The sequence below is a fragment of the Limnohabitans sp. MORI2 genome (assembly GCF_027925025.1).
GTDB lineage: Bacteria > Pseudomonadota > Gammaproteobacteria > Burkholderiales > Burkholderiaceae_C > Limnohabitans.
Genome location: NZ_AP027058.1, coordinates 1984954 through 2008461, shown reverse-complemented (window position 1 = coordinate 2008461; position 23508 = coordinate 1984954). Strand labels below are relative to the sequence as shown.

Here is a 23508-nt window from a genome sequence, read left to right as displayed (position 1 = left end):
GGTGCTCAGTGTTGTTTGCCTTGTTTGGGTGCGCCTGAGAACCACGACACATACAAGGCTGGCAACACCACCAGCGTGAGCAAGGTGGCAGTGATCAAGCCACCAATCACCACGATTGCGAGAGGACGCTGAGTTTCAGAGCCAATGTCATGGCTCAAGGCCATGGGCAACAAGCCCAAGGCTGCGAGCATGGCAGTCATCAACACAGTACGCAGGCGTTGTAGGGCGCCTTCTTTGACTGCATCAATCACGGTGTAGCCTGCATTGCGCAGTTGTTGGAACACCGAGAGCATCACCACCCCGTTGAGTACAGCTTGGCCCGACAACGCGATGAAACCAATCGCCGCAGAGACCGACAACGGAATGTGAAACACCCACAGCGCCACAAAGCCACCGATCAAAGCCAAGGGCACGTTGATCAAAATCAGACCTGCGGTTTTGAAGGAGCCAAAGGCATCGAACAACAACACAAAGATGAGCAGTAACGAAATAGGCACCACCACGCCCAAACGTTGCATGGCGCGTTCTTGGTTTTCAAACTCACCCGACCAAGTGACCGAGTAGCTGTCTGCAATCGTTACGTTTTTGGCCACGCGTGCTTTCATGTCGGCAACGACTGACCCCATGTCACGCCCCTTCACAAAGATGCCAATCGCCATGGTGCGTCGGCCCGCTTCACGTGCAATGTTCATCGCACCGCTGCCTTGGCGAATGGTGGCCACGTTCTCTAATGTGGCGTAGCCACCGCTAGGTAAGGCAATGGGGGTCGCGGGTAAATTGATGACTGAGCGACGGTCGCCTGACAAACGCAACACGACTGAAAATTTGCGTTCACCTTCCCAAATTTGAGTGGTGGCACGGCCCGCCAAGGCAGACTCGACCACATCTTGGATGTCTCCCACGTTCAGCCCTAAGCGGGCGGCACGATCGCGGTCAATGTCGATGATGAGTTGAGGTACTTCGCCCAAGCGGTCAATCTCGGCACGCTGTACGCCCACCACTTGTTTGAACTCGCGTTGCATGGCCTCGGTGGTGGTGCGCAGCACATCAAGGTCGTCCCCTGATACCTTCACCACAATCTGGCCTTTGATTTGAGAGATCGATTCCAGCACGTTGTCGCGAATGGGCATTGAAAACGCGGGGTCAACACCGGGGATGACCGAGAGCTTTTGGTCCATCTCTTCGATGAGCATGTCATGTGTCATGCCTTTGCGCCATTCTTCGGCAGGCTTCACGTCGACAAACACCTCGGCCATGCTGAGTGTTTTGGGGTCGGTTCCGTCTTCAGGTTGACCTGCTTTGGATACGACGGTGCGCACCTCTGGAATGGTGAGCAGTTGCAAGCGTGCCTTGCGAAGTACCTTGGCCGCCTCTTCTTGCGACACGCTGGCTGGCATGTCCCAGTTGACCCAGAAAGTGCCTTCGTTGAGTTCAGGTAAAAACTCAGAGCCCAAACTTGCAGCTGCCAAGATGGAAGCCGCAAAACCTGTCAAAGCAATTTTGACCACCTTGCGGGGTTGTTCGAGCGCCCAGTTCAACACCGGTTCATACACACGCTTGGCCCATGACACCAAGTTGTTGTCGCCGTGGGGCACGCCTTTGCGCAGCATCCAGTAGGCCAGCAGTGGCACGAGGGTGAGTGAGAAGATGAGTGAGCCAATCAGCGCCGTCGTCACTGATAACGCCATGGGTTGGAAGATGCGGCCTTCATGGCGTTGCAGCGCAAAAATCGGAATGTGCGCCGCAATGATGATGAGCATTGAGAACAAAGTAGGGCGGCCCACTTCGTTGGCTGCGTTGGTGATGAGGGTGCGACGCTCTTTCTCATTCATGCCTTCGCCGCGTTCGGCCAAGCGGTGCATGATGTTTTCAATCACGATCACCGCACCGTCGACGATGATGCCAAAGTCCATCGCGCCCAAGCTCAGCAAGTTGGCGGGCACGCCCATGATCTTGAGGCCTAAGAAAGTCGAGAGCAGGGCCAAAGGAATGACCACCACCACCGCCAGCGAAGCGCGCATATTGGACAAGAACAGGTACAGCACCAGCGACACCAACAGTGCGCCCTCGACCAAATTCTTGAACACGGTGGTGAGGGTCTTGCCCATCAACCATGTGCGGTCGTAAAACGGCACGATTTGCACGCCCTTGGGCAACACACGGTCGTTGAGGTCAAGTAATTTTTCTTTGACGCCCTTGAGCACCACGCTCGGGTTCTCGCCCTTGCGCATGATGATGATGCCGGTGACCACATCGTCATCCATGTCTTGGCCCACCGTTCCTAGGCGGGGCACTGCACCAATCGCCACGTTGGCCACGTCTTTGACCAGCACAGGCGTGTTGCCGCGTGCCGTGACCACGATGTTGCCAATGTCTTGCGCCGAGTGCAGCAAACCAATGCCACGGATGGCGAACTGCTGTGTGCCTTGAGCCACATAGCTGCCGCCTGCGTTGGCATTGCCACGGCCCATGGCATCTTGCAGGTCTTGCAAGGTGAGTTTGTAGGCACGGAGCTTTTGCATGTCCGGCTGCACTTCGTATTGCTTGATGTAGCCGCCCATGCCCACCACATCGGCCACGCCCGGAACTTGGCGCAACGCACGTTCGACGGTCCAGTCTTGAATGGTGCGCAGCTCGGTCGATGTTTTGCCATCGCCTTTGAGTCGGTAGCGCATCACCTCGCCCACAGGTGTGGCGTTGGGCATGACGTTGGCTTGCACACCCGTGGGCAAGTCGACGCTGCTCAAGCGTTCGTTCACTTGTTGGCGTGCTAAGTTGACTTCAGCTTTGTCGTCATAAGTGACCACGGTGAATGACAAACCAAACTGCGTGTGTGAGAACACGCGAATGGAATTGGGTAAGCCAGACAAGGCCACTTCAATCGGCAACGACACTTCTTTCTCGACCTCTTCAGCCGCACGGCCTGGGTAGAGGGCAATCACCGTCACTTGCGTGTCGGTGACATCAGGAAAAGCTTCGACCGACAGGTTTTTAAAGGCGAACACGCCTGCCATCACAAACAGCAAGGTACCCAGCAGGATGAACAGAGGCTGGTTCAGCGCGTAGTCAATCAGACGCTTCATTTTTGACCTGTACTGCTAGCGGCTGTAGATGCAGATGTGGCGCTGGTGTGTGGTCGGGCTTCGTCTTGTGCGTTGCGAAACTCACGCGCTAAAAGCAAACTGTTTTCTTTGACCACCAATTCGTTGGCTTGCACGCCATCGACGATGAGCACTTCTTGCAGCCCCTCGTAGCCGAGCTTGACGCGGCGGGGTTCAAACACACCGGGTTCGGTTTGTACATAAGCCCAATGCTCGGTGCCACGCAATTGCACCGCACTGGCAGGCACCAATACGCCAGCCGTCAATTTGCGTTCAATGTGCGCAGTGCCCAGCATTTCAGCTTTGAGCAATCGTTGCGCGTTGTCAATCACGGCACGCACTTTGATGGAGCGGGTGTTGCTGTCGATGAAGTCACCGGTCGCGGTGATCTTGGCATCAAAGCTTTGGTCAGGGAAATTGGGCAAGCTCAGCTTGATTTTCGTGCCGGGTTTGAGGGACGCCGTGTCAGATTCACGCGCATCAATTTGCACCCACAGCACACTGGGGTCGCTCACCACAAACAAAGCTTGGTTGCCGGGACCACCTTGGTCGGGGCGAACTTCTTGGCCTGCGCTGAGGTTGCGCTCGACCACCACCCCTTTGACTGTCGCGGCCAAGCCCAGTTGTTGGTTGACGGTATTGGCACTGCTGCCGTACATGCGTGTGCGGGCTTGTGCACGCGCCAACTCTGCGCGTGCGCGTAAGGCATCTGCTTCGGTCAGGTCGAGTTCTTTGCGAGAGATGACGTCGGCTTCAAACAACGTTTGGTGGCGAGCCAATGCGCGGTCTGCCACTTGGGCATCTGCCAAGGCCTTGGCTGTGTCCGCTTGCGCAGCACCGAACTCTGGGGAGGCCAAGGTGGCCAGTACTTGACCCGCATTCACGCTTTGACCAATGTCGGCGTTGAGCGTCAACACACGACCGGCAAAGGCGGGATAGATGCGTTGCGTGCGTTCCTCGTTCCAAACCAAGCGTGCTGGCAGTTCGATGGTGATGCTATCGGCAGCTTTCGCCTCGATGGTGCCTAGCAAAACCAGCTGCGGGTGACCTGCAGGGAAACGCAGCTGTTGGCCTTGCACAATGGGCAGGGGCGCGGGTGGTTTGATGGGGGTGTCGGTATTCAACAAGGCATAAGCCAGCACGGCAATGGCCAATGCGCTACCCGCCGCCACATAGCGTTTGGTGGGGGTGTTCAGCAATTGATCAGCGGTTGTACGCAAGCGGTCTGGAAGGTTATGTCGTATGCTCATGCCACGTTTATCGTTGATCTTCACTGACCAGTTCCTGACCTGTGCTTTGATTTAACTCTGGCGAATACTTTTGTGCGAATTTTGTTGATTGAAGACGATGCCGTCTTGCAGACGGTCATGCTGCGCAGCTTGAGCGATGCAGGTCACCGCGTGGACGCCGCCAGCCATCTGGAAGAGGGTGGGCATTTTTGGCGCGTACAGGCGTATGACGCGGTGTTGCTAGATTTGAATTTGCCACTCAATGTCCAACCTCATGCCGCACAGGGCAGCGGCTTGCAGCTTTTGCGTGAAGCGCGTGCGCGTGGGGACCGGACCCCTGTGTTGGTGTTGACGGCTCGCAATCGAACCGATGAGCGTATTGCAGGCCTAGACGCGGGCGCCGATGACTATTTGGGTAAGCCATTTGATTTGGATGAGGTCGAAGCCCGTTTGCGAGCCTTGGTTCGACGCACCCAAGGTGTGAGCGATGAGGTGCAAGTGGGCCGTTTGCGGCTCAATCGCAAGCTAGGCCGTGTCTTTATGGGGGATGCCGACTTGGCGTTGCCAGCCCGCGAGTTTGAGGTGTTGTGTGAATTGATGACGCCACCAGGTCGAGCCGTGAGTAAGCGGGTGTTGTCAGAAAAACTGTCTGATTTTGATGAGGCTTTGGGGGACAACGCGCTAGAAGCCTTCATTTCAAGGTTGCGCAAAAAGCTAGCCGACAGTGGTGCCAAGATTCGCACGCTGCGCGGCATTGGCTACGTTTTAGAGGAACAGCCATGAGCGATCTACACGCCAAGCCTTCGCTTCGTAACCGTTTGATGCGCCATGTGCTGGTGCCCTTGGCCGCCACGTGGTTGGTGGGTGCAGCCTTGGTGGTGGGCATCGCGTCGTACTTCGCACAGCAGGCGTTTGACCGTGCGTTGTTGGATGATGCGTACTTGGTGGCTAGCCATGTGCAGCGCTCGGCTGATGAGTCGGGCAATTTGGATTTAAGCCTGTCCGCACAAGAGATGAGCACCGTACTTTTTGACCAAAGCGAGTCGCTGTACTTTGCGGTGTTGGGCCCTAGCGGTAATTTGTTGGCAGGTCACGCAGGCTTGCGTCCGCCACAGTTTTTTGAAGGAAGCAAACCGCAGTTTGCTGCCATGGAATATCAAGGGCGTGTGCTGCGCACGGTGACTGTGCATCGTCATCAGCCCGGTGAGTTTTATGTGGTGATGGCACAAACCACAGCCAGCCGTGATCGGTTGTTGCAGCGTTTGTTGACCTTTTCCATCGTTCCACAGTTGCTGTTGTTGGGTTTGTTGGCCGCTTGGCTGCAACGTGCGATTGAAGACGACCTGACGCCTTTGGCTGCTTTGGAAGAAGCCGTGGGGCAACGTGATGCGCGTGACCTGACGCCTGTGCCCGTGAGCGCCACGACCCGCGATGTGCAGCGATTGGGCAAAGCCATCAACGCCTTGCTAGGGCGTATTGCGGCGAGCGTGCAGGCGCAGCGCGAGTTCTCGGGTAATGTGGCGCATGAGTTGCGCACACCTCTGGCAGGCATTCGTGCGTTGGCCGATTACGGCTTACGCCAAAACGATCCGCAGGTATGGCGCGAACAACTGCAAGGCATTGCGCAAAGCCAAGAGCGAGCCAGTCATTTGGTGGACCAGTTGTTGGCCTTGGCGTTGGCCGACGAAGCCAAACAGACACTGGAGCAAACCGAGCTGGCATTGGATGTTTTGGTGGGTGAGGCTGTCTTGCGCTTCTTGCCACGTGCCGATGCCGCAGGTATTGATTTGGGGGCAAAGGGCATTGATCACACGGTCAAGGTGCATGGCAACGCCGCACTGATTGAAGGCATTTTGAACAACCTCATTGACAACGCTTTGCGTTATGGCCAAAGCCCTCATGGGGAAAGCCACATCACGGTGTCTGTGACGCAAACCTACACGCACGTGACCTTGTCCGTCACGGATAACGGTCCAGGCGTACCCAGCGACAAACTTGAGCAAATCAGCCAGCGCGGCGTACAAGGAGCAGCAGGCGAGGCACTCAAAGCTGGTGTCGGACTCGGTTTGGCGATTGTGGGAACCTATGCCAAGTTGTTAGATGCGCGTATGAGCCTCACGCCTGCGCAACCGAATGGTCTGTGTGTGTCCGTGCAATTTCAAACGCGCGCTGATCTCACATGATTAATTTTTCGGACGCCACATCTTGAACAATTGTTCAGGCCCGATGGTGAAGTAATCAGCAGGTCCACCTCCTCGCAAGATATGTCCTGCACTGGCGGTGTCGTAAATGCCGTCCTTGAGCAAGTGTTCAGCAATGTGCACGCCCACCACTTCACCCAAGACCAACCACGTTGGGACTTTCTGTTTGTCCAAACCCTCGAGTTGAATGATTTGCGTGCTGCGGCACTCAAACGATACGGGGCTATCGGCCACGCGCGGCACATCCACCACGCGGGATGGTGCTGTGGCTAAGCCAGCCAGTTCAAACTCATTCACCTCTGGACCCACAGGCGCGCAGGTTTGGTTCATGGCTTCAGCCAAGGGACGTGTGACGAGGTTCCACACAAACATGCCGTTCTCTTGCACATTGCGCAGCGAGTCTTTGGGGCCTGTGCTTGAGAAACCCACAATGGGCGGGATGTAGTTGAAGGCGGTGAAGAAGCTGTAGGGGGCGAGGTTTAACACACCATCGTTGCTGCGGGTGGATACCCAACCAATGGGGCGAGGGCCGACGATGGCGTTGAAGGGATCGTGGGGTAGGCCGTGGCCTAAACGGGGTTCATAGAAGTAAGTCATACCCGTACCTTAAACCCAAACGCGCAAGTCAGCTGTCGCCGACTTGCAAGACCACGTCAAACGCTGGGCCTAAAGCGTTCGCTTTGACACAAGGGCCAAGACATCCAGTTCGATCTGATGTTCGGTGGGTATCTGTTTGAGATGTTTGCGCAAGGCATCTTCCCCTGCTGCTTGTGTAATGAGTGCCAACTGATCCACCAGTAATTTGAACTGAGCACTGGCCAATGCAGGGTGTGCTTTGGCATCCAAGACTAAACCGTTGGCGCGTGTTTGATCTTCTACTTCTTTGGCGGCGAATTCTGCGCGTGCCTCTTCAGTCAGGCGTTTGACTTCTTCATGTGACAAGTGCAAACGTTCAGACTCTGCCACGATCAATTCGCGCTCAGCGTTGTCGAGCATGCCGTCTTCGTAAGCCAGCATCAGACGTTGCTTGAAAGCATCGCGGTCAATGCGGAGTTGGTCGGTGAATGCAGACGCCAACAGACCAGCGGGGATGGCGAAAATGCCGATGCCTACCAGCGCCAACACCACGGTGAGTGCGCGGCCCATGGGCGTGATGGGTGAGATGTCGCCATAGCCCACAGAAGCCAGAGTGACCACAGCCCAGTAAATGGATTGAGGAATGTTTTCAAACTTATCGGGTTGTGCTGTGTGTTCAAACAAATAGCCCAAGCTAGCAGTCAGAACCACCAACAACATCATCACAAAGACCGACGCGAAGATGACCTGCCATTCGCGTAACACGACTTTGTAGAGCGTTTCCATCGCAGAGGTGTAGCGTGTGAGCTTGAGCATGCGCATCAAGCGGAAGACACGCAAGAAACGCAAATCGATGTGTTGGCTAAAGAAGCTCTCTAAGATGAAAGGCAAGATGGTCAGCAGATCAATGACGGCTTGGCCAGACCGCATGTGCGACCAATGCGGCATGCTCAGGTGCTTGTACTTTGGGTTTTCAGGGGCACAGTAAACACGAGCGATGTATTCCACAGTGAAAACGCTGAATGCGATCACGTCAATGACGGCGAATTCGGTGGCAAATAAGGCGCGTACAGATTCAACGGTTTCGAACACAACACAGATGATCGACAACGCAATCCAAAACACAATGAAATTGTCGATGTAGGTGTGCAGGCGGCCAGAGTGGCCGGTGGGTTCCAGCATCGCATAGACCTTGGCTCGGAAACTGCGCCCTTGGTTCAGTTCTTGAAACTCGTGCCATGCAGGAATGATTTGGCGTGAGAGTTTGAACATTCGCGCCAGTCGCATGATTCGCAAGACACGCAACATTTCCACATCGACATCGACAAAGCGTGCGAAGTAAAACGGTGCGATGGCAATCAAGTCGATCAGTGCGTAAAAACTGAAGGTATATCGCAAACGTGGAAAGTTTTTATTTGCAAACTCAGGATTGAGATGAGCAGTGGCTACCCGCATGACATATTCAGCCGTGAAGATACCGACGGTGAGAACATCAAACCAATGAAACCAATGCTTGTAGTCGTTGTAAATTTCAGGTGTGTTCTCGAGCAATACCGCAATCACACTCGCCACGATCAAGAACGCGATGGTGCGTTCAACTTGACGTTGGAAGCCGTGCTTGAACTCTGGGTCAAACACCCATTTGTAAAAGCTGGCGAGTGGCGATGTGTGATGGGTGGTCATCGTGTGTTCTTTTCAATCAGTAATTGACGCAGCTCTGCCATTTCTTGGCGAAGCGCTTGTAACTCTTCTTGCACGCTGAGTTGGTGGTGGTGATCGCGATGGTCTTTGTCTTTGTCTGCAGTGATGGAATCCACGATCACGGCAATGAACAAGTTGAAGATGATGAAGGTGGCGATCAAAATGAACAAAATGAAGAAGACCCAAGAATAGGGGAACACCTCCATCACTGGTCGTGCAATGCCATCTGCCCAGCTCTCAAGCGTCATCACTTGGAATAAGGTGAAGGCACTGGTGGTTAGGCTGCCAAACCAGTCTGGAAAATCTTTGTGATACAGGTTGGTGGCAATGACCGATGCCACATAGAAGATGATCATGATCAGGCCGAACACCGAGCCCAAGCCTGGCAGTGAGCTGAGCAAGCCACCCACGACTTTTCGCATGCTCTCGACTTTGTTGATGAGGCGCAGCACCCGTAACACGCGCAGCGCACGCAACACAGACAAGGAGCCAGAAGCAGGCACCAAGGCAATGCCAACGACGATGAAGTCAAACACGGACCAAGCATCTTTGAAAAAAGAGAAGCCACGTGCAGCCATGAGCAACACGATTTCTAAAATGAAAATGCCCAAGATGATGTGATCGAGCAAGAACAACTCATGGCCCCATACGTCCATCACATCGTGGTTGGTTTCAATGCCCAAAATGGCCGCGTTGACGACGATGAGGAAAACTAAAAAACTTTGAATTGTGCGGTGCGTGATGAATTGCTCAATTCGTTCACGCCAAGGTGTTGCCGAAGAAGTGCTTTGCATTGCTAAGAAATGGATCAGAGTGAACGTGACAAAAAAGCCCCTTGCGGGGCTTTGATGATTTTTATGCTTAGATGAAAAGCATAAAACCGTTGATGGTCGAGAGGATGCCTAAAGCTCCCAAGGCACAAGGTACCCAGAACAGCACATGTGCGCCGGTGAGGATGGCCACCGAAGTCAACACAATGGCGATTTGTAGCAACGCTTCTGCATAGTCAAACCAAGGGTCTTGGCGCAAAGCGATATCACGCTCGTGCTCGTGCGCTTTGGCTTTTTCCATCAGCTCTTTTTTGCCATCGCCCGTTTCTGGCTCTGACTCATAGCGAGCGATGTTCTTTTCATAAGCTTCGAGTTTTTTCTCTGCCATTTGTTTGGCGGCAGAAGATAGCTTGTCGTTGGCGATTTGAATGCGCAATTCATCAGCAGCGATTTTGTAATCGGTCTGGCGAATGTTCTTGGCTTGATAGAACGCATACGCGTTAGAGGCCAAGATGTTGTTGCTCATGCTCTCTTTAGAGGCATTGTTGCCGCCCAAGCTGGCAATGGCCAAGCACATGGCCAAGCACGACACCAGCATGGCGCAGCGCGTGCGGAATGGATCGTTGCCGTGTTCTGGTAATTCAGTTTCTGGAACTTCACTCATGGTTCTTCCTTGTTATTCGTCGTGATGATCTTCAGATTGCTTGTCTTTGTTGCGTGTGAAGATTTTGTAAATGGCGATGATCGCTAAAGCAATCGCTACGCCGCATACGACCAGTTCTGTATTGGTGAGTTGGTGCACAAACTTGTCGAGGTAGTCATAGGTCGACAGAGGTGTGTAAACGTCTGGATTCTCTTGCTTGTATTTTTCGTATGCGCCGTTGTCCATAGGGTCACCTCTGCTGAGTTATTTAACTTGTTTATTGGCGTCAGAGATTTGCTTCTCTTCTTCCATTTGGTGTTTGATGGCTTCGACTTGTTCATCAGACATGCCAAGTTTGGCTTGCATGATTTTAAGTTGTGCTTGCTCTTCTTCGGTCACAACACCGTCGGCGAGCACGTTTCGCACTTCCATTTCATACAAAGCTTGACGTCGCTCAACTTGCGCCGTGTAAGCAGTAGCCACCACACCGGTCAGGATGGCGGCCAAAGCGATGGACAAAATTTGCGTGAAGATCACCAAGATCGTGCCCACGAAAGTGACAGGGTCCACGTTGCCCCAGCCAGAGATGATGGTGATGACAAACCAGTGCATCGCGGCCGGAATAGAGGGGAATACTTCAGGCTGCTCATGGCCTTCGATGATGTAAATCAGCGAAGAGAACAGCAAGCAACTGATGAACAGCAAGAACACCGCAGAGGAGAAAGAATCTTTCTCGGCTTTAACCGCTGCCACCATGTCTTCAAACGCGCTGTTGTAGCGTGAGAGTTTGAAAATCCGCATCAAACGGAACATCCGAAGCACGCGCAAGTCAGCGCCAGGGAAGATCAACTGCAAGTAAAACGGCACAGTGCTCACAAAGTCGATGATGCCGTAGAAGCTAAACACATATTCTTTGCGGCCATCCCATGCGGTGCCACCGCTGTGAATGTACTTTTCGCTGTACGACCAAACGCGCATGACGAACTCAATCGAGAAGACAGCCACGCTGAACATGTCAAACAAATGGAACTCGTGTTCTAAAGCGTCGTGGATCTCAGGGACTGATTCCAAGATGATGCCAATCACGTTGGCCACCACCAGCAAGGCGATGAAGATTTCGACGAAGTTGCTGTACTTGTCCGGTACTTCACCTTCCATGATTTCGAAGGTGCGGCGCTTGATGCGCTGGTAGGTAGAGGGGGTCGGAACTGCTGTGGTCATGGTTCGCTCAGTCCTTGGCGGACGATTTGTTTTTGGCGCGAAGCATCATGGCTTCGACTTGTTCATCTGACAGGCGGTAGTGCGCTTGCAAACGCTTCAATGTTTCTTGCTCTTCTTCGGACATATTGCCGTCTTTGAAGACTTCGCGCAGTTGAGCCTCAAACGCGGCTTTCTTGCGTGCCACTTGGTTGGAGAACGCTGAGGCCACGATACCGGTCATGATGGCGGCCATACACACGCCCAAGAAGCCGGTGATCAGTGCGATGGCTTCGCCCGCTTTGGTCATCGGTTCGACGTTGCCATAGCCGGAAGTGATGGTCACGATCGACCAGTAGATCGAGTGAGGAATCGTGCCGAAAAACTCGGGCTGATGGTGGCCTTCTGCAAAGTGCATCAAAGAGGCCGACACAATGGTGGCGATGGTCAGCAAAAACACAGCAGAGCCAAACGCTTGACGCTCTGAGTGGATGGCGTGAAACAAGTCTTGCAGCGCTGTGTTGTACTTGGAGAGCTTCAAAATTCGCAGCAGTCGCAGCACACGCAAGATACGCAAATCGAGCGTCGGGAAGAACATGTGCATGTAGTGAGGCATGGTGGCAAAAAAGTCCACCAAGCCAAATGCACTGAACATGTATTCGAAACGTCCCTTCCATGCGCCACCGTTTTCTCGGCTGTATTTGGCGCCCAAAGACCACACGCGTGCGATGTATTCCACGGTAAAGAACATCACGCTCCAAAACTCCAACTCGTGGAAGAAGTCTTTGAATTCAGCGTGAATTTCTGGAACGGAATCAAGAATCACCGCCGAGCAGTTCACCAGCACCACAAGGGTGATGAGCCACTCCACGTATCGGCTCGCCGTATGTTTGGGCGAGCCGTCCAGTATTTCCATCAGGGTGTTTTTAAAACCTGTAGTCATTGCGAGGGTCTAACGAATGGGAAGGTAGGTCGTGTTGGAATAGAAAAGCGGCCACACAGTCAAGCGTGGCCGCTTTGTTTGGGGCTTAAGCCTTACCTTGAATTTTTTGCCACAAGGCAAATTCGTTGGCAGACAGACGCTCGCCTTGTTGAGCTGCTTGGTCAAACTGCGCAGCATCGACTTGCACGCCGAGTTGACGAATCTGGCCCAACAGGACTTTGTAATGCTCCACAGCCAAGGCTGGGTTTTCGGCAATCTTGTGGATGGGCAGCGGGTTGCGCTCTTCGAGCTCGTGCTCTTTGATCACCACCTCAATCAGCTTGTTCACTTCTTCCACCGTCAAATGCAGGCGCTTGGCTTCTGCACGGATGATGGCGGCTTCTGCTTCACTGATGTGGCCATCTTTCAAAATGGCAAACAAGTTGGCTTTCAATTGGTCACGTTCTTTCACCAATTCGTCGCTGAAGGCAGAAGCCAACAACGCAGCAGGGATGGCGAAGATACCAATGCCCAACAGCGCCAAGACGCTGGTCATGGCACGGCCCATGGGCGTGACGGGTGAAATGTCACCGTAACCCACAGAGGCCAAGGTAATGACCGCCCAGTAGATAGAGGTGGGGATGTTCTCGAACTTCTCAGGTTGAGCGTCGTATTCAAACAAGTAGCCCAAGCTGGCGGTCAAGACCAACAGCAACATCATGATGAAGGTGGCAGCGCCCATCACTGGCCACTCGCGCACCACCACTTTGACCAACACGGCGGTCGCATCGCTGCCGCGTGTGAGTTTGAGCAATCGTGCCAAACGGAACACTCGCAAGAAGCGCAAGTCGATGAGGTGATGCAGGAACACTTCTAAGAAGAAGGGCAAGATCGCCAAGAAGTCGATGAAAGTCGATGGATTCTTGGCCTGACGGAAACGACCCAAGAAGGCACCTTTGTAGCCAGGTTCTTCCACACAAGCGTACATGCGCATGCAGTACTCAACTGTGAAAATGGCCACAGCCACGGCGTCCAAGATGACGAATTGCAAATGCAAGATGTAGTTGATGCTCTTGACGGATTCCAAGATCACGGCCATCACAGACAAGATCACCCATACGCCAATGAACACTTCAAAAATGTGTTGCATGGTGCCGCCGTACTCGCTGGGGAACACGAGTGCATGCACTTTTTGACGGAAGGTGCGGTTCTTGTTGAGCTCTTTGAATTCAGCCAGCGCTGGAATCAACACACGGAACAACTTCAAGATTCGCAAGAGTCGCAGGAATCGCAACACGCGCAAATCGATTGGAATGAAGGCTTTCAAGTAGAAAGGAGCCACAGCCAAGAAGTCGATGATGGCAAAGGGGCTTGTGACGAAGCTAAAGCGCGCATGCTTGCGGTTTTTAAATTCCTCGTCTTCAGGAGCGAGGTACAAGCGCAAGGCGTATTCAATGGTGAACACGGCCACTGAGAAGATGTCGAACAGCTCAAACCAGGTGCGGTAGGGCTCATACACCGCTGGCACGTGTTCAAACATCAGGCTGAACAAGTTACCGATGATCAAGTAGCTGATCCACTTGTCGAGTTCTTTTTGGAAGTTGCCGGGGATGTTTGGATCCAGCAACCAAGAGTAGAGCCACTTGCGCATCGGCAAGTTGCGGTCGATGTTGGCTTCTTCGTCTTGGCCCAGAATGGATTTGACGTCGAGGTCTTCCAGGAATTTGTCTTGTTTTGTCGTGGTATTCATGTCAGACCTCAGAATTCAAATTCAGCAACTTTGATGGCATAGCCGCCTTTGTCACATACGGACAAACGCAGTTGCATCTTGTAGTCAATGGCATCCGTCTCAACCAGTTGAGAGGCCACGAATGGGGTGGCTGAACCGGGAGGTGTCGGCATCAAGTCTTCTAACAGGATGGCGCCCATCAACGTACGGTCTTTGGGATCGCAAGCGGCCACAAAGTGAGGCGCTACGTTGAAGAATGGGTTGATTTGATCTTTCAGCTCGGTGGTTTCCAAGATGTGAGTCAAACAAGCGCCCCAAGTGCCGGGTGTACCAGCTTTGGCATCGGCCGCTGGTTTGACGCCGCCTTTGCAGGCTGGGTGTTGTGTATCAGCTTCAAAGCGTGTGGCGCCGGTTTCGGTCAGCCATGCCACCCAAGCCTCGCCATTGCTTTTGGAGGTTTCAACCTTGATGGCTTCTTTGTAGTTGACGACACCCAATAAGGTGACGGCAGCAACAACGAGCACCAAAAAGGCAATAAAGAGCTTGTCTGCGGTGGTTGTGCCGAGGTGTTGATGCTCGGAGGTGTGATCTGTGGAAGATGCCATGGGTATCGCCATTCAAGTAAAGGAAATCCGGCTTCAACATAGGGTTATTTGAGCCGGGCGAAAGTGGGTTTGATGATATTCGCAAATAACGCGAATTTATCGAATTAACACTAGATATTCGGCGAAGTTAGTGTTTTTAATGAATATTAAAGACGTAAAAAAGCCGCTCTCGAAGCGGCTTTTTTGTCTCTCAAACCTCAGTGGTTTTGCGAGCCTCGGTGCGCCCAAGCCGTGGTGTGTTTCTCCACCCAGCTAAAGAGCTCGTACATGACCATGGCCATCGCACCCACCACCACCAAGCCCGCAAACGCCAAGCCCATTTGCATGGCCGACCCTGCGGAGATGAGCAAGTAGCCAATGCCTTCGTTGGCAGCGGTCATCTCTGACACGGTGGTACCCACAAACGCCAAGGTGATGGCCACTTTGAGCGAGCCGTAGAAGTATGGCAACGAGCGGGGTAAGCCCACCTTCACCAACACGTCCCAGCGCTTGGCACCCAGCACGCGCAACACGTCTTCGAGCTCAGGCTCTAAGGTGGCCAAACCGGTCGCGATGTTGACCATGATGGGGAAGAAGCTGATGAGGAATGCGGTCAAGATGGCCGGGCCTACGCCAATGCCAAACCACACCACCAAGATCGGCACAAACGCCGCTTTGGGCAGCGCGTTAAAGCCGGTCATGAGCGGGTACACGGCGGCATAGGCCAAGCGCGAGCTTCCAATGACAAAGCCCAGCAACACGCCCACCACGATGGCAATGCCAAAGCCGACCATGGTCACCCAGAAGGTGCGCCAAGCGTGGCCGGCAATCACATCGCGGTACTCGACCATTTGCTCCCAAATGCGCAGCGGCGAGGGGAACACAAACTCAGACACATTCAGCGCCGTGCACAGCACTTGCCACACCACCAGCGTGAAAACCAGCAAGCCCCAGGGCGCCCATTTTTCAAGTTGTTTTTGATTCATCTTCATTGCCCCAAGTTGACGCCGTCTTTGCGCATGGCCCCAATGTGGCCGCGCAGTTCGTGCACGATGTCGGTGAACTCGGGCGTGTAAGTCACTTCCAAGTCACGCGGGCGGGGCAGGTCGATGTGGCGCTTGACCACAAAGCGGCCTGGGCTCTTGCTCATCACATACACGGTGTCAGCCAAAAAAACCGACTCGCGCAAATCATGGGTGACCAAGATGACGTTGAACTTTTGCGCCGCTTGCAAGTCGCGCAGCGTGCACCACAGCTCTTCGCGGGTGAAGGCGTCGAGCGCGCCAAAGGGCTCGTCGAGCAACAGCATCTTGGGCTCGTGAATCAGCGCACGGCAAATGCTGGCGCGTTGTTGCATGCCGCCAGACAGCTCCCATGGAAACTTGCGCTCGTAGCCTGTCAATCCCACGCTTTGCAGCAGGGCAATGGCGCGGGCTTCGTACTCGGCTTTTTTAGCTTTGAAGTTGGAGCGGTAGGGCTCCACGATTTCCAAGGGCAGCAACACGTTGTCTAGCGTGGTACGCCAGGGCAAGAGCGAAGGCGACTGGAAAGCCATGCCACTGATTTTGAGCGGACCGTTGACGGGCTGACCATCCACATGAATCGTGCCACGGCTGGGCTTTTTCAAACCCGTGGTGAGCTTCATGAAGGTGGACTTTCCACAACCCGAAGGCCCCACGATGGCGATGAACTCGCCTTGTGTGACTTGCAGGTTGATGTCTTCTACCGCAAAGTGGTTTTGCGCTAACAACTCGTCGTTGTAGGCCAGCCAGACATTTTGGAAATCAACAAAGTGTTCAGGAGATGCGGTCATGCAACAGTGCCTAAATTACTTTTTGCCTTTGGGCAACACGTCGAGTTCTTTGGCCGTGGGCAAGAACGAACCGTTCCAAATGTCTTCTGCCTTCACGCGGGTTTTGGTGTTGAACACATCAGACACTTGAGAGGCCATCAAGCTCAGGCGAGGGCCTTTGACTTGACCAAAACCTTCAGCGCGTGCGTCAGGGCTGTTGATGACGGTGTCAATTGCCAACTTCAAGCGGCGTGTTTCGAGTTCGGTATTGATGATGCCATCGCGTGCCTTGACGGTTTCAATGGCTTTGGCGGGATCAGCGATCACGTCTTTGGCGCCCTTGGCGAAGGCGGCCAAGAAAGCTTTGAGGGCGGCGGGGTTCTCTTTGATCAGCTTGGGGGAAGCGATGATGGCATTGCCATACAACTTCACGCCAAAGTCTGGGTATTGCATGATCACCACATCTTCAGCTTTCACGCCGCGTGCTTCGATGTTGAGCAACGATGTGAAAGTGAAGCCAGTGATGGCGTCCACATCGCCGCGAACCAACATGGTTTCACGCAGGGGTGGGTCCATGGACACCCAGTTGACGGTGCCCACTTTGTTTTCTTTGGCGAAGATGGGGAAGCCACGACGGCCTGCATCAAAAACGGGAGCACCCAGTTTTTTACCTGCCAAATCAGCTGGGGTTTTGATGCCTGATTTTTTCAAGGCCATCACCGAAGCGGGCGTGTTGTTGTAGACCATCATCACGGCCACAGGTTTGTTGGGTGCGTCTGGGTTGTTGGCGTGGAATTCCATCAAGGCAGCCAAGTCTGCAAAGCCCACGTCATAAGCGCCAGAAGCCACGCGGTTGACCGCGCCGCCAGAGCCGTTGCCAGCGTCCACGGTTACATCCAACTTCGCATCTTTGAAATAACCTTTGGCGGCGGGCACCAAGAAGAAGGCGGAAGGGCCTTCAAAGCGCCAGTCCAGTTGGAATTTCAAAGGTGTGGTTTGCGCTGAAACGCCTGCAAAACTGGCAGCCAGTGCCAAGCCGAGGGTGGTTTTGATGAAGGTACGTTTGATCATGAGGGCCTCTGAAAACAAAATGAGAAAGGATCGATGTATACGACCTTGCAATAAAGGTGCCTGCTGTGTGCGCCCGATTGCGTGGTGTTGAGCGCAAATTGTGCGCGACTTTGGTTTGTATACAAGCTGACGATGCACCAACACAGGGAGCTGCACTTTTGCGGTGCGCTCCTCGTCGCTCATGCGGGTATGAAAAAAGCCAGCACGAAGGCTGGCTCTTGGGTCGTAGTGAAAAAGCAGATTGGCTTATTCAGCTTCTACAGCCTTGTGATGTTGTGCAGACTTGAATTTGCCCCAGCCCAACACGATCACAGCACCTGCGGCAGCACATGCCATGTGGAACCATGTATTGGCTTGGCCAAATTCTTTAAGGACCACATCGTTGGCCACGGTTTCGCCGCCCACCCAGCCGATCAAACAGGCACCTAGGGTGATGATGATGGGGAAGCGCTCCATGAGTTTGATCATCAAGGTGCTACCAAAGATGACCAACGGAATGCTGATAGCCAAGCCGATGATGAGCAACACTTCGTCGCCCTTGGCTGCAGCAGCCACGGCAATCACGTTGTCCAAGCTCATGACCAAGTCAGCGATCAAGATGGTGCGAATGGCGGCAAACAAGTTGCTGTGCTCGCTGGCTTCTTCATCGCTTTCTTCTTCGGCTTCCAACAATTGCGCGCCAATCCACAGCAGCAACAAACCGCCAATAATTTGCAGGTATTCCAAAGTCATCAACTTGGCCGCAACCACGGTCAAGCCAATACGCAACACCACCGCTGCGCCAGAACCAAAGAAGATGGCTTTCTTTTGTTGCTCGGGAGGCAAGCTGCGCGCGGCCAATGCGATGACCACAGCGTTGTCGCCTGACAAGATGATGTTGATCCAAATGATCAGCATCAAGCCCAACCAGAAGTCAGTGCTTTGCAGAATTTCCATGTTTGATGTGCTCCAAGAGGTGTCTAGTTTTGGTGTGCCGAGGTGGCCGCTTATTGAGATACGAGTGTAACGGCCGAGTAGAGCCGAGGCGTTGGTATTACTGCTTATGCGACACCTGACGCTGTATGCGCTGTGCAGTCCTCAAAGAAAAAGCCCGTCATTTTGACGGGCTTTTCAACAGAGCGTGAGCGCCGATCAGTGGCTATCTGCTTGACGGGCTGCGGCTACTGCTGCGGATTCGTCTTCTGACGCGCCGTTGAAGAACAAGTTCAACAACACAGCAGACAACGAAGCCAACAAGATGCCAGACTCAATCAGTGGGTGCAGGTTGTGGGGCATCCATTGCTTGAAGTTAGGCGCAATCAGCGGAATCATGCCGATGCCGATGGAGATGGCGACAACCAAGCTGTTGTAGCGGTTGTTCTTGAAGTCCACACCACCCAAGATGCGAATGCCGGTGGCCGCCACCATGCCAAACATCACCAAGCCAGCGCCGCCCAAGACGACGGTGGGGAGCGACTCAACCAAAGCTGCCATCTTAGGAATCACGCCCAAGATGATGAGGATGATGCCGCCAGCCACACACACAAAGCGGCTCTTCACGCCCGTGACGGCAACGAGGCCCACGTTTTGCGAGAAGCTGGTGTAGGGGAAGGTGTTGAAGATGCCGCCAATCAGCGTGCCCAAGCCGTCGGTGCGCAGACCACGGGTGAGTGCAGGGCGGTCGACATGACGGTCAGTCATTTCGCCCAACGCCAAAAACATGCCGGTGGATTCGATCATCACCACGATCATCACCAAAGTCATGGTGAGGATGAGCACGGGGTCAAACACAGGCATACCAAATTGGAACGGTGTGACGATGCCAAACCAGTCGGCCTTGCCCACTTTGTCAAAGTTCATCAAGCCCATGCTGGTGGCCACGATGCCACCAATGATGATGCCCAAGAGCACCGAAATGTTGGCGATGAAGCCTTTGGCGTATTTGGCAATCAACAAAATGGAGCCCAGCACCAATGCGGCAATGCCCACGCCAGTGAGGTCAGCGTATTTGGGGTTGGGCATCTTGGCCATCAGGGCCAAATCTTTAGGCACTGCAGGCAAGGTGGAGCCGGGGGCTGATGCAGCCGCAGCAGCGTCAGCCAGCCACTTGGCGTGTTCTGGGTTGACGATGGAGGGTGCAGTGGGGCCGAAGGGGTTGCCAAAAATCCAGTTGATGCCAATGCGCATCAAACTGATGCCGATGACGGCAATGATGGTGCCGGTCACCACGGGTGGGAAGAAGCGCAACATGCGACTGACCAGCGGTGCAATCAATATCGAGATGGCACCTGCGCCCATGATGGCACCGAAGATGAGTTGTGCACCTGCGTCGCCGGGGTTGGCGTTAGCCATGGCCACCATCGGCGCAACAGCGGCGAAGGTCACGCCCATCATCACGGGCAAGCGAATACCAAACCATTGTGTAGCGCCCCACGACTGAATGAGCGTGACCAAGCCACACACAAACAAGTCAGCAGAGATAAGCATGGCCACTTGTTCGGGGCTGAGCTTCAAAGCACGGCCAACGATGAGTGGCACAGCCACAGCGCCTGCATACATGACGAGCACGTGTTGCAGACCGAGAGCGGCGAGCTTGCCGGTGGGCAAGTGTTCGTCGACGGGGTGAGTGGATTGGGTCATCGGTTCTCCTTGAGGATTTTTCGCATACAAAACTGTATACAAAATTGCCTTGGGTTGTTTTAAGGAGAAACCCTATTTCTGCTTTTGTTTTGCTGAGCTCGCTGAAGGTGGACGCAGTGGGCAGGTTCCTCATGCTGGAGTACCAGAAATCGTCACCTGCCCACTGCCTCCACCTACAGACTGCGGCGAGCAGTTTTTCAGATGAAACAGTTGAGCCGCTTGGGTACGGCGGCCAACGATTTCTGGTACTCCAGCATGAGGCGGCCGCCGTACCCAAGTGGCTCAACCCTATCCGGAGAGAGCCCCCACGAGTTAGATTTAGCTCAACAAATCCAAGAGAGTGCGCGCCACCACCTTGGTCGCCCGACGCACATCTTCCAACATCACACGCTCATCGTTGCGCTTGGCGTGGCTCTCCAAGACCGTGCGTGGGCCTGCGCCGTAGATGACGCCGGGGATGCCCTGCGCCACATACAAACGCACATCTGTGTAGAGCGGTGTGCCCACAGCGGGGATGGGTTCGGCAAACAACTCGCCGCCATGTTTTTGAATGGCGTCCACCAAAGGCTTGTTGCCAGCGAGCGGCACCATGGCTTTGGCGAGTAAGAGCCGTTTGATGTCGACCTTGAGTTGCTTGCCGCCACGCGGTGGGTTGAAGGAGGCAGCGGCTTGCTCAATGGTTTGGCGAATTGACGCTTCCACCTCGGCAGGGTTCTCTTCGGGAATCATGCGGCGGTCGAGTTTGAACACGACTTTGCCTGGCACCACGTTGGTGTTGGTTCCCCCGCTGATTTGCCCCACGTTCAGATAAGGGTGGGTGATGCCTTCAATCTTGGAGGTAACTTTTTTGTAGTCCTCATTGAGCGCGTGCAGCGCATTCAGGATATGCACCACGCCTTGCAGCGCATCGGTGCCGCTGTCGGGAATGGCGGCATGCGCCATTTCGCCTTGCACGGTGACTTCCATTTGCAAGCAGCCGTTATGGGCGGTGACCACTTGGTAACTGAAGCCTGCTGCAATCATCAAGTCGGGTTTGGTCAAGCCGTGTGAGAGCAACCAGCCTGGACCTTTTTCGCCGCCGAATTCTTCGTCGTAGGTGAAGTGAAGTTCGACGCAGCCTTTCAATGGAAGGCCGAGTGACTCCAATGCGCGCGTTGCAAAAGTGAAGGTGGAGAAGTCGCTCTTGCTCACCGCTGTGGCGCGGCCATACATGGCACCGTTTTCAATCTCTGCGCCGTAAGGCTTGTGGGTCCAGCCGTCACCCGGGGGCACGACGTCGCCATGGGCGTTGAGCGCAATGGTTTTGCCGCCTTCAGCAAACTTGCGACGCACGATGAGGTTGGTGATGCTTTCCAAACCATAGGCCTTCACCTCGTCGCTCGGCACGGCATGCTTTTCAGCTTCGTAGCCAAAGCCTTGGAGCAACTCGGCGGTGCGCTCGGCATGGGGGGCGTTGTTGCCGGGGGGCGTGTCGGTGGGGACTTGCACCAAGGCTTGCAAGAACTTCACTTGCTCGTCAAAGTGCGCGTCAATCCAAGCGTCGAGTTGGGCGTATGGGGTTTGGCTCATGGTGTGTCTCTGGTTGTTATGGGTGGTGCGCAGGCTTTAAGCGTGCGTGTTTTGCAGCAAGTGCATGAAGGCGTCGATGGCCAGTTGCATGTCGTCGCTCGTTGTCGACTCAAGCGGGTTGTGGCTGATGCCTGCGTTTTGGCCGCGCACAAATAACATGGCTTGTGGCATGACTTCGTGCAGCTTCATCGCATCGTGGCCCGCACCGCTGGGCAGGTGGAACACGGGCACGCCCAAGCTTTGCACGGCGTGTTCCCACGCAGCTTGCAGCTTGGCGTCGCTTGGTGCAGCGCTGGCGCGCATGGTTTCTTCGAGGGTGAAGTGCAAGCCACGGCGTTCGCAAATGGCTTTGAGTTCGGCCAACACATCGTGCATTAGGCTGTCGCGCAACTCATTGGTGGTGGCGCGCAAGTCGAGGCTGAATTGGCAGCGGCCCGGCACCACGTTGATCGAGCCATTGGGCACAGTCAGCATGCCGATGGTGCCCACCAAGTTCGGCTCTTGCGCGGCGCGCATTTCAACGTACAACGCAAGCTCGGATACAGCAGTCGCTGCATCACGGCGGCGGTCCATCGGTGTTGTGCCTGCGTGGCTGGCCATGCCTACCACTTCGCCGACAAAGCGCACGCTGCCGTTGATGGAGGTGACGATGCCCAACGGGATGTCGAGTTCGTTCAACACAGGGCCTTGCTCGATGTGGACCTCCACAAAGCCTAAGTAGTCAGCCGCGTTGCGAGTGAGTTGAGGGATGTCTTCAATCTTCAAGCCGGCTTGCTTCATGGCTTGGCGCATGGTGACGCCATCGGCATCTTGTTGGTCCAGCCACTCTTGTTTGAAGTCGCCCACCAAAGCACCAGAGCCTAAGAACGTGGCTTTGTAGCGTTGGCCTTCTTCTTCGGCAAAGGCCACGACTTCGAGGTTGAAGGGCAAACGTTGGCCCGCACGGGCCAGCTCGCGCACGCAGGCCATGGGCACAAAGATGCCCAAGCGCCCGTCGTATTTGCCACCGTTGCGCACCGTGTCGTAGTGCGAGCCGGTCATCAAAGTTTTGGCACCTTGCGTTGCAGCTTTGTAGACGCCCACCACGTTGCCCACGGCGTCGATGCGCACATCATCAAAGCCGCACGCTTTCATGCCTAACTCAATCGTGCGGGCGCATTTCAGGTGTGCGTCAGTGAGGTAGGTGACGGTGAGTGCATCGGGTGCGTCGCTGAACTGGGCCAGCCATTCGTGCCAGTCCCACACCTCGTGGCCCAGCGCGGGCTCGTAGCCGAGTTTGTCGTTCAAGCGAATCTCCACAATGCGGTGGATGTTGCGCAAGCATTCGGCCAGTTCGTAGTCGGGGTGGTTGTGCAAACGGCGCTCGAAGGTGCTGATGATTTGCTGTTTGTTCAGGCCCGAGCCGCGTGGGCCGCGCACGGCCAAGATGAACGGAAAGCCGAACTTGTCGTTGTAACTGGCGTTGAGTTGCTGGATGTGCGCAAACTCTTCGGGGGTGCAGTTGGTCAAGCCCGCTTTGGTTTGCTCGTTGGTCGATTCAGCGGTGAGGCTTTTGCTCACCATCGCTTTGCCAGCCAACTCGGGGTGGGCACGCACCAAGGCGACTTGGGGTTCACGGCCTGCGTCGTTGAGCACCTTGACCATCGCGTGTTTGAGCGCGGCAGCCGATGCGAAGGGGCGCATGTCCAAAGCTTGCGCAGCAATCCAATCGGAGTGCTCATACAAGCCAGTGAGCAAAGCCGCAGCCTCGGCGTGGGGCAGGGTGTTGATTTGGTTCAGCGTGATGTGGCTCATGGGGTTGTCC

Annotated in this window: 20 protein-coding genes; 2 read left to right on the top strand and 18 right to left on the bottom strand. The window is 54.6% G+C overall.

What is annotated here, in order from left to right; translation table 11 throughout:
- Positions 1–5: 5 nt before the first annotated feature.
- The gene (locus QMG27_RS09520) at positions 6–3083 is read right to left on the bottom strand and encodes a CusA/CzcA family heavy metal efflux RND transporter (protein WP_281810818.1); all 3078 of its coding nucleotides are present in this window, start codon (positions 3081–3083) and stop codon (positions 6–8) included.
- Complete coding sequence (locus tag QMG27_RS09515) at positions 3080–4351, bottom strand: efflux RND transporter periplasmic adaptor subunit (RefSeq protein WP_281810817.1); 1272 nt, start codon at positions 4349–4351, stop codon at positions 3080–3082. Before QMG27_RS09515 ends, QMG27_RS09520 begins: the two co-directional genes overlap by 4 nt.
- Positions 4352–4423: 72 nt before the next feature.
- Here QMG27_RS09515 and QMG27_RS09510 point away from each other — a divergent pair, with 72 nt between their 5' ends.
- Together QMG27_RS09510 and QMG27_RS09505 are read left to right on the top strand one after the other, a co-directional pair.
- The gene (locus QMG27_RS09510) at positions 4424–5113 is read left to right on the top strand and encodes a response regulator transcription factor (protein WP_281810816.1); all 690 of its coding nucleotides are present in this window, start codon (positions 4424–4426) and stop codon (positions 5111–5113) included.
- Entirely contained in the window at positions 5110–6513 is a 1404-nt protein-coding gene (locus tag QMG27_RS09505; RefSeq protein ID WP_281810815.1) for a sensor histidine kinase, read from the top strand. The genes QMG27_RS09510 and QMG27_RS09505 overlap by 4 nt, the downstream gene beginning before the upstream one ends.
- On the opposite strand, the gene QMG27_RS09500 is transcribed toward QMG27_RS09505, so the two are convergent.
- The 16 genes from QMG27_RS09500 to uraD all read right to left on the bottom strand — a co-directional run bounded on the left by QMG27_RS09500 (position 6514) and on the right by uraD (position 23498).
- Positions 6514–7128, bottom strand: a complete 615-nt coding sequence (locus tag QMG27_RS09500; RefSeq protein WP_281810814.1) for a flavin reductase family protein — start codon at positions 7126–7128, stop codon at positions 6514–6516.
- 69 nt (positions 7129–7197) lie between these two features.
- Positions 7198–8790 (bottom strand): ion transporter, encoded by a 1593-nt coding sequence (locus QMG27_RS09495; RefSeq protein WP_281810813.1) that lies wholly within the window; start codon positions 8788–8790, stop codon positions 7198–7200.
- Positions 8787–9602 carry an ion transporter gene (locus tag QMG27_RS09490; RefSeq protein WP_281810812.1) on the bottom strand — a complete coding sequence of 272 codons (816 nt, stop codon included), beginning with the start codon at positions 9600–9602 and terminating at the stop codon, positions 8787–8789. Before QMG27_RS09490 ends, QMG27_RS09495 begins: the two co-directional genes overlap by 4 nt.
- A gap of 67 nt (positions 9603–9669) precedes the next feature.
- The gene (locus tag QMG27_RS09485) at positions 9670–10242 is read right to left on the bottom strand and encodes a DUF4337 domain-containing protein (RefSeq protein WP_281810811.1); all 573 of its coding nucleotides are present in this window, start codon (positions 10240–10242) and stop codon (positions 9670–9672) included.
- 12 nt (positions 10243–10254) lie between these two features.
- Entirely contained in the window at positions 10255–10467 is a 213-nt protein-coding gene (locus QMG27_RS09480; RefSeq protein WP_281810810.1) for a hypothetical protein, read from the bottom strand.
- 18 nt (positions 10468–10485) lie between these two features.
- Positions 10486–11442 carry an ion transporter gene (locus QMG27_RS09475; protein WP_281810809.1) on the bottom strand — a complete coding sequence of 319 codons (957 nt, stop codon included), beginning with the start codon at positions 11440–11442 and terminating at the stop codon, positions 10486–10488.
- Between the two features lie 7 nt (positions 11443–11449).
- Positions 11450–12361 (bottom strand): ion transporter, encoded by a 912-nt coding sequence (locus QMG27_RS09470; RefSeq protein WP_281810808.1) that lies wholly within the window; start codon positions 12359–12361, stop codon positions 11450–11452.
- A gap of 85 nt (positions 12362–12446) precedes the next feature.
- Positions 12447–14090 (bottom strand): ion transporter, encoded by a 1644-nt coding sequence (locus QMG27_RS09465; protein WP_281810807.1) that lies wholly within the window; start codon positions 14088–14090, stop codon positions 12447–12449.
- 8 nt (positions 14091–14098) lie between these two features.
- The gene (locus QMG27_RS09460; protein WP_281810806.1) at positions 14099–14674 is read right to left on the bottom strand and encodes a hypothetical protein; all 576 of its coding nucleotides are present in this window, start codon (positions 14672–14674) and stop codon (positions 14099–14101) included.
- Positions 14675–14871: 197 nt separating this feature from the next.
- Positions 14872–15639, bottom strand: coding sequence for an ABC transporter permease (locus tag QMG27_RS09455; protein WP_281810805.1), 768 nt, complete (start codon positions 15637–15639; stop codon positions 14872–14874).
- 2 nt (positions 15640–15641) lie between these two features.
- Positions 15642–16466 (bottom strand): ABC transporter ATP-binding protein, encoded by an 825-nt coding sequence (locus tag QMG27_RS09450; RefSeq protein WP_281810804.1) that lies wholly within the window; start codon positions 16464–16466, stop codon positions 15642–15644.
- Between the two features lie 15 nt (positions 16467–16481).
- A complete protein-coding gene (locus QMG27_RS09445) occupies positions 16482–17516 on the bottom strand; it encodes an ABC transporter substrate-binding protein (RefSeq protein WP_281810803.1) in 1035 nt (344 codons plus the stop codon).
- Between the two features lie 246 nt (positions 17517–17762).
- Complete coding sequence (locus QMG27_RS09440; RefSeq protein ID WP_281810802.1) at positions 17763–18452, bottom strand: TerC family protein; 690 nt, start codon at positions 18450–18452, stop codon at positions 17763–17765.
- A gap of 195 nt (positions 18453–18647) precedes the next feature.
- Complete coding sequence (locus QMG27_RS09435) at positions 18648–20135, bottom strand: nucleobase:cation symporter-2 family protein (RefSeq protein WP_281810801.1); 1488 nt, start codon at positions 20133–20135, stop codon at positions 18648–18650.
- A 318-nt stretch (positions 20136–20453) separates the two neighbouring features.
- Positions 20454–21704: a M20/M25/M40 family metallo-hydrolase gene (locus QMG27_RS09430; RefSeq protein WP_281810800.1), complete on the bottom strand. Its 1251-nt coding sequence runs from the start codon at positions 21702–21704 to the stop codon at positions 20454–20456.
- A gap of 36 nt (positions 21705–21740) precedes the next feature.
- On the bottom strand, positions 21741–23498 hold the full coding sequence (uraD, locus tag QMG27_RS09425) for a 2-oxo-4-hydroxy-4-carboxy-5-ureidoimidazoline decarboxylase (protein ID WP_281810799.1): 1758 nt from the start codon (positions 23496–23498) through the stop codon (positions 21741–21743).
- Positions 23499–23508: the final 10 nt, after the last annotated feature.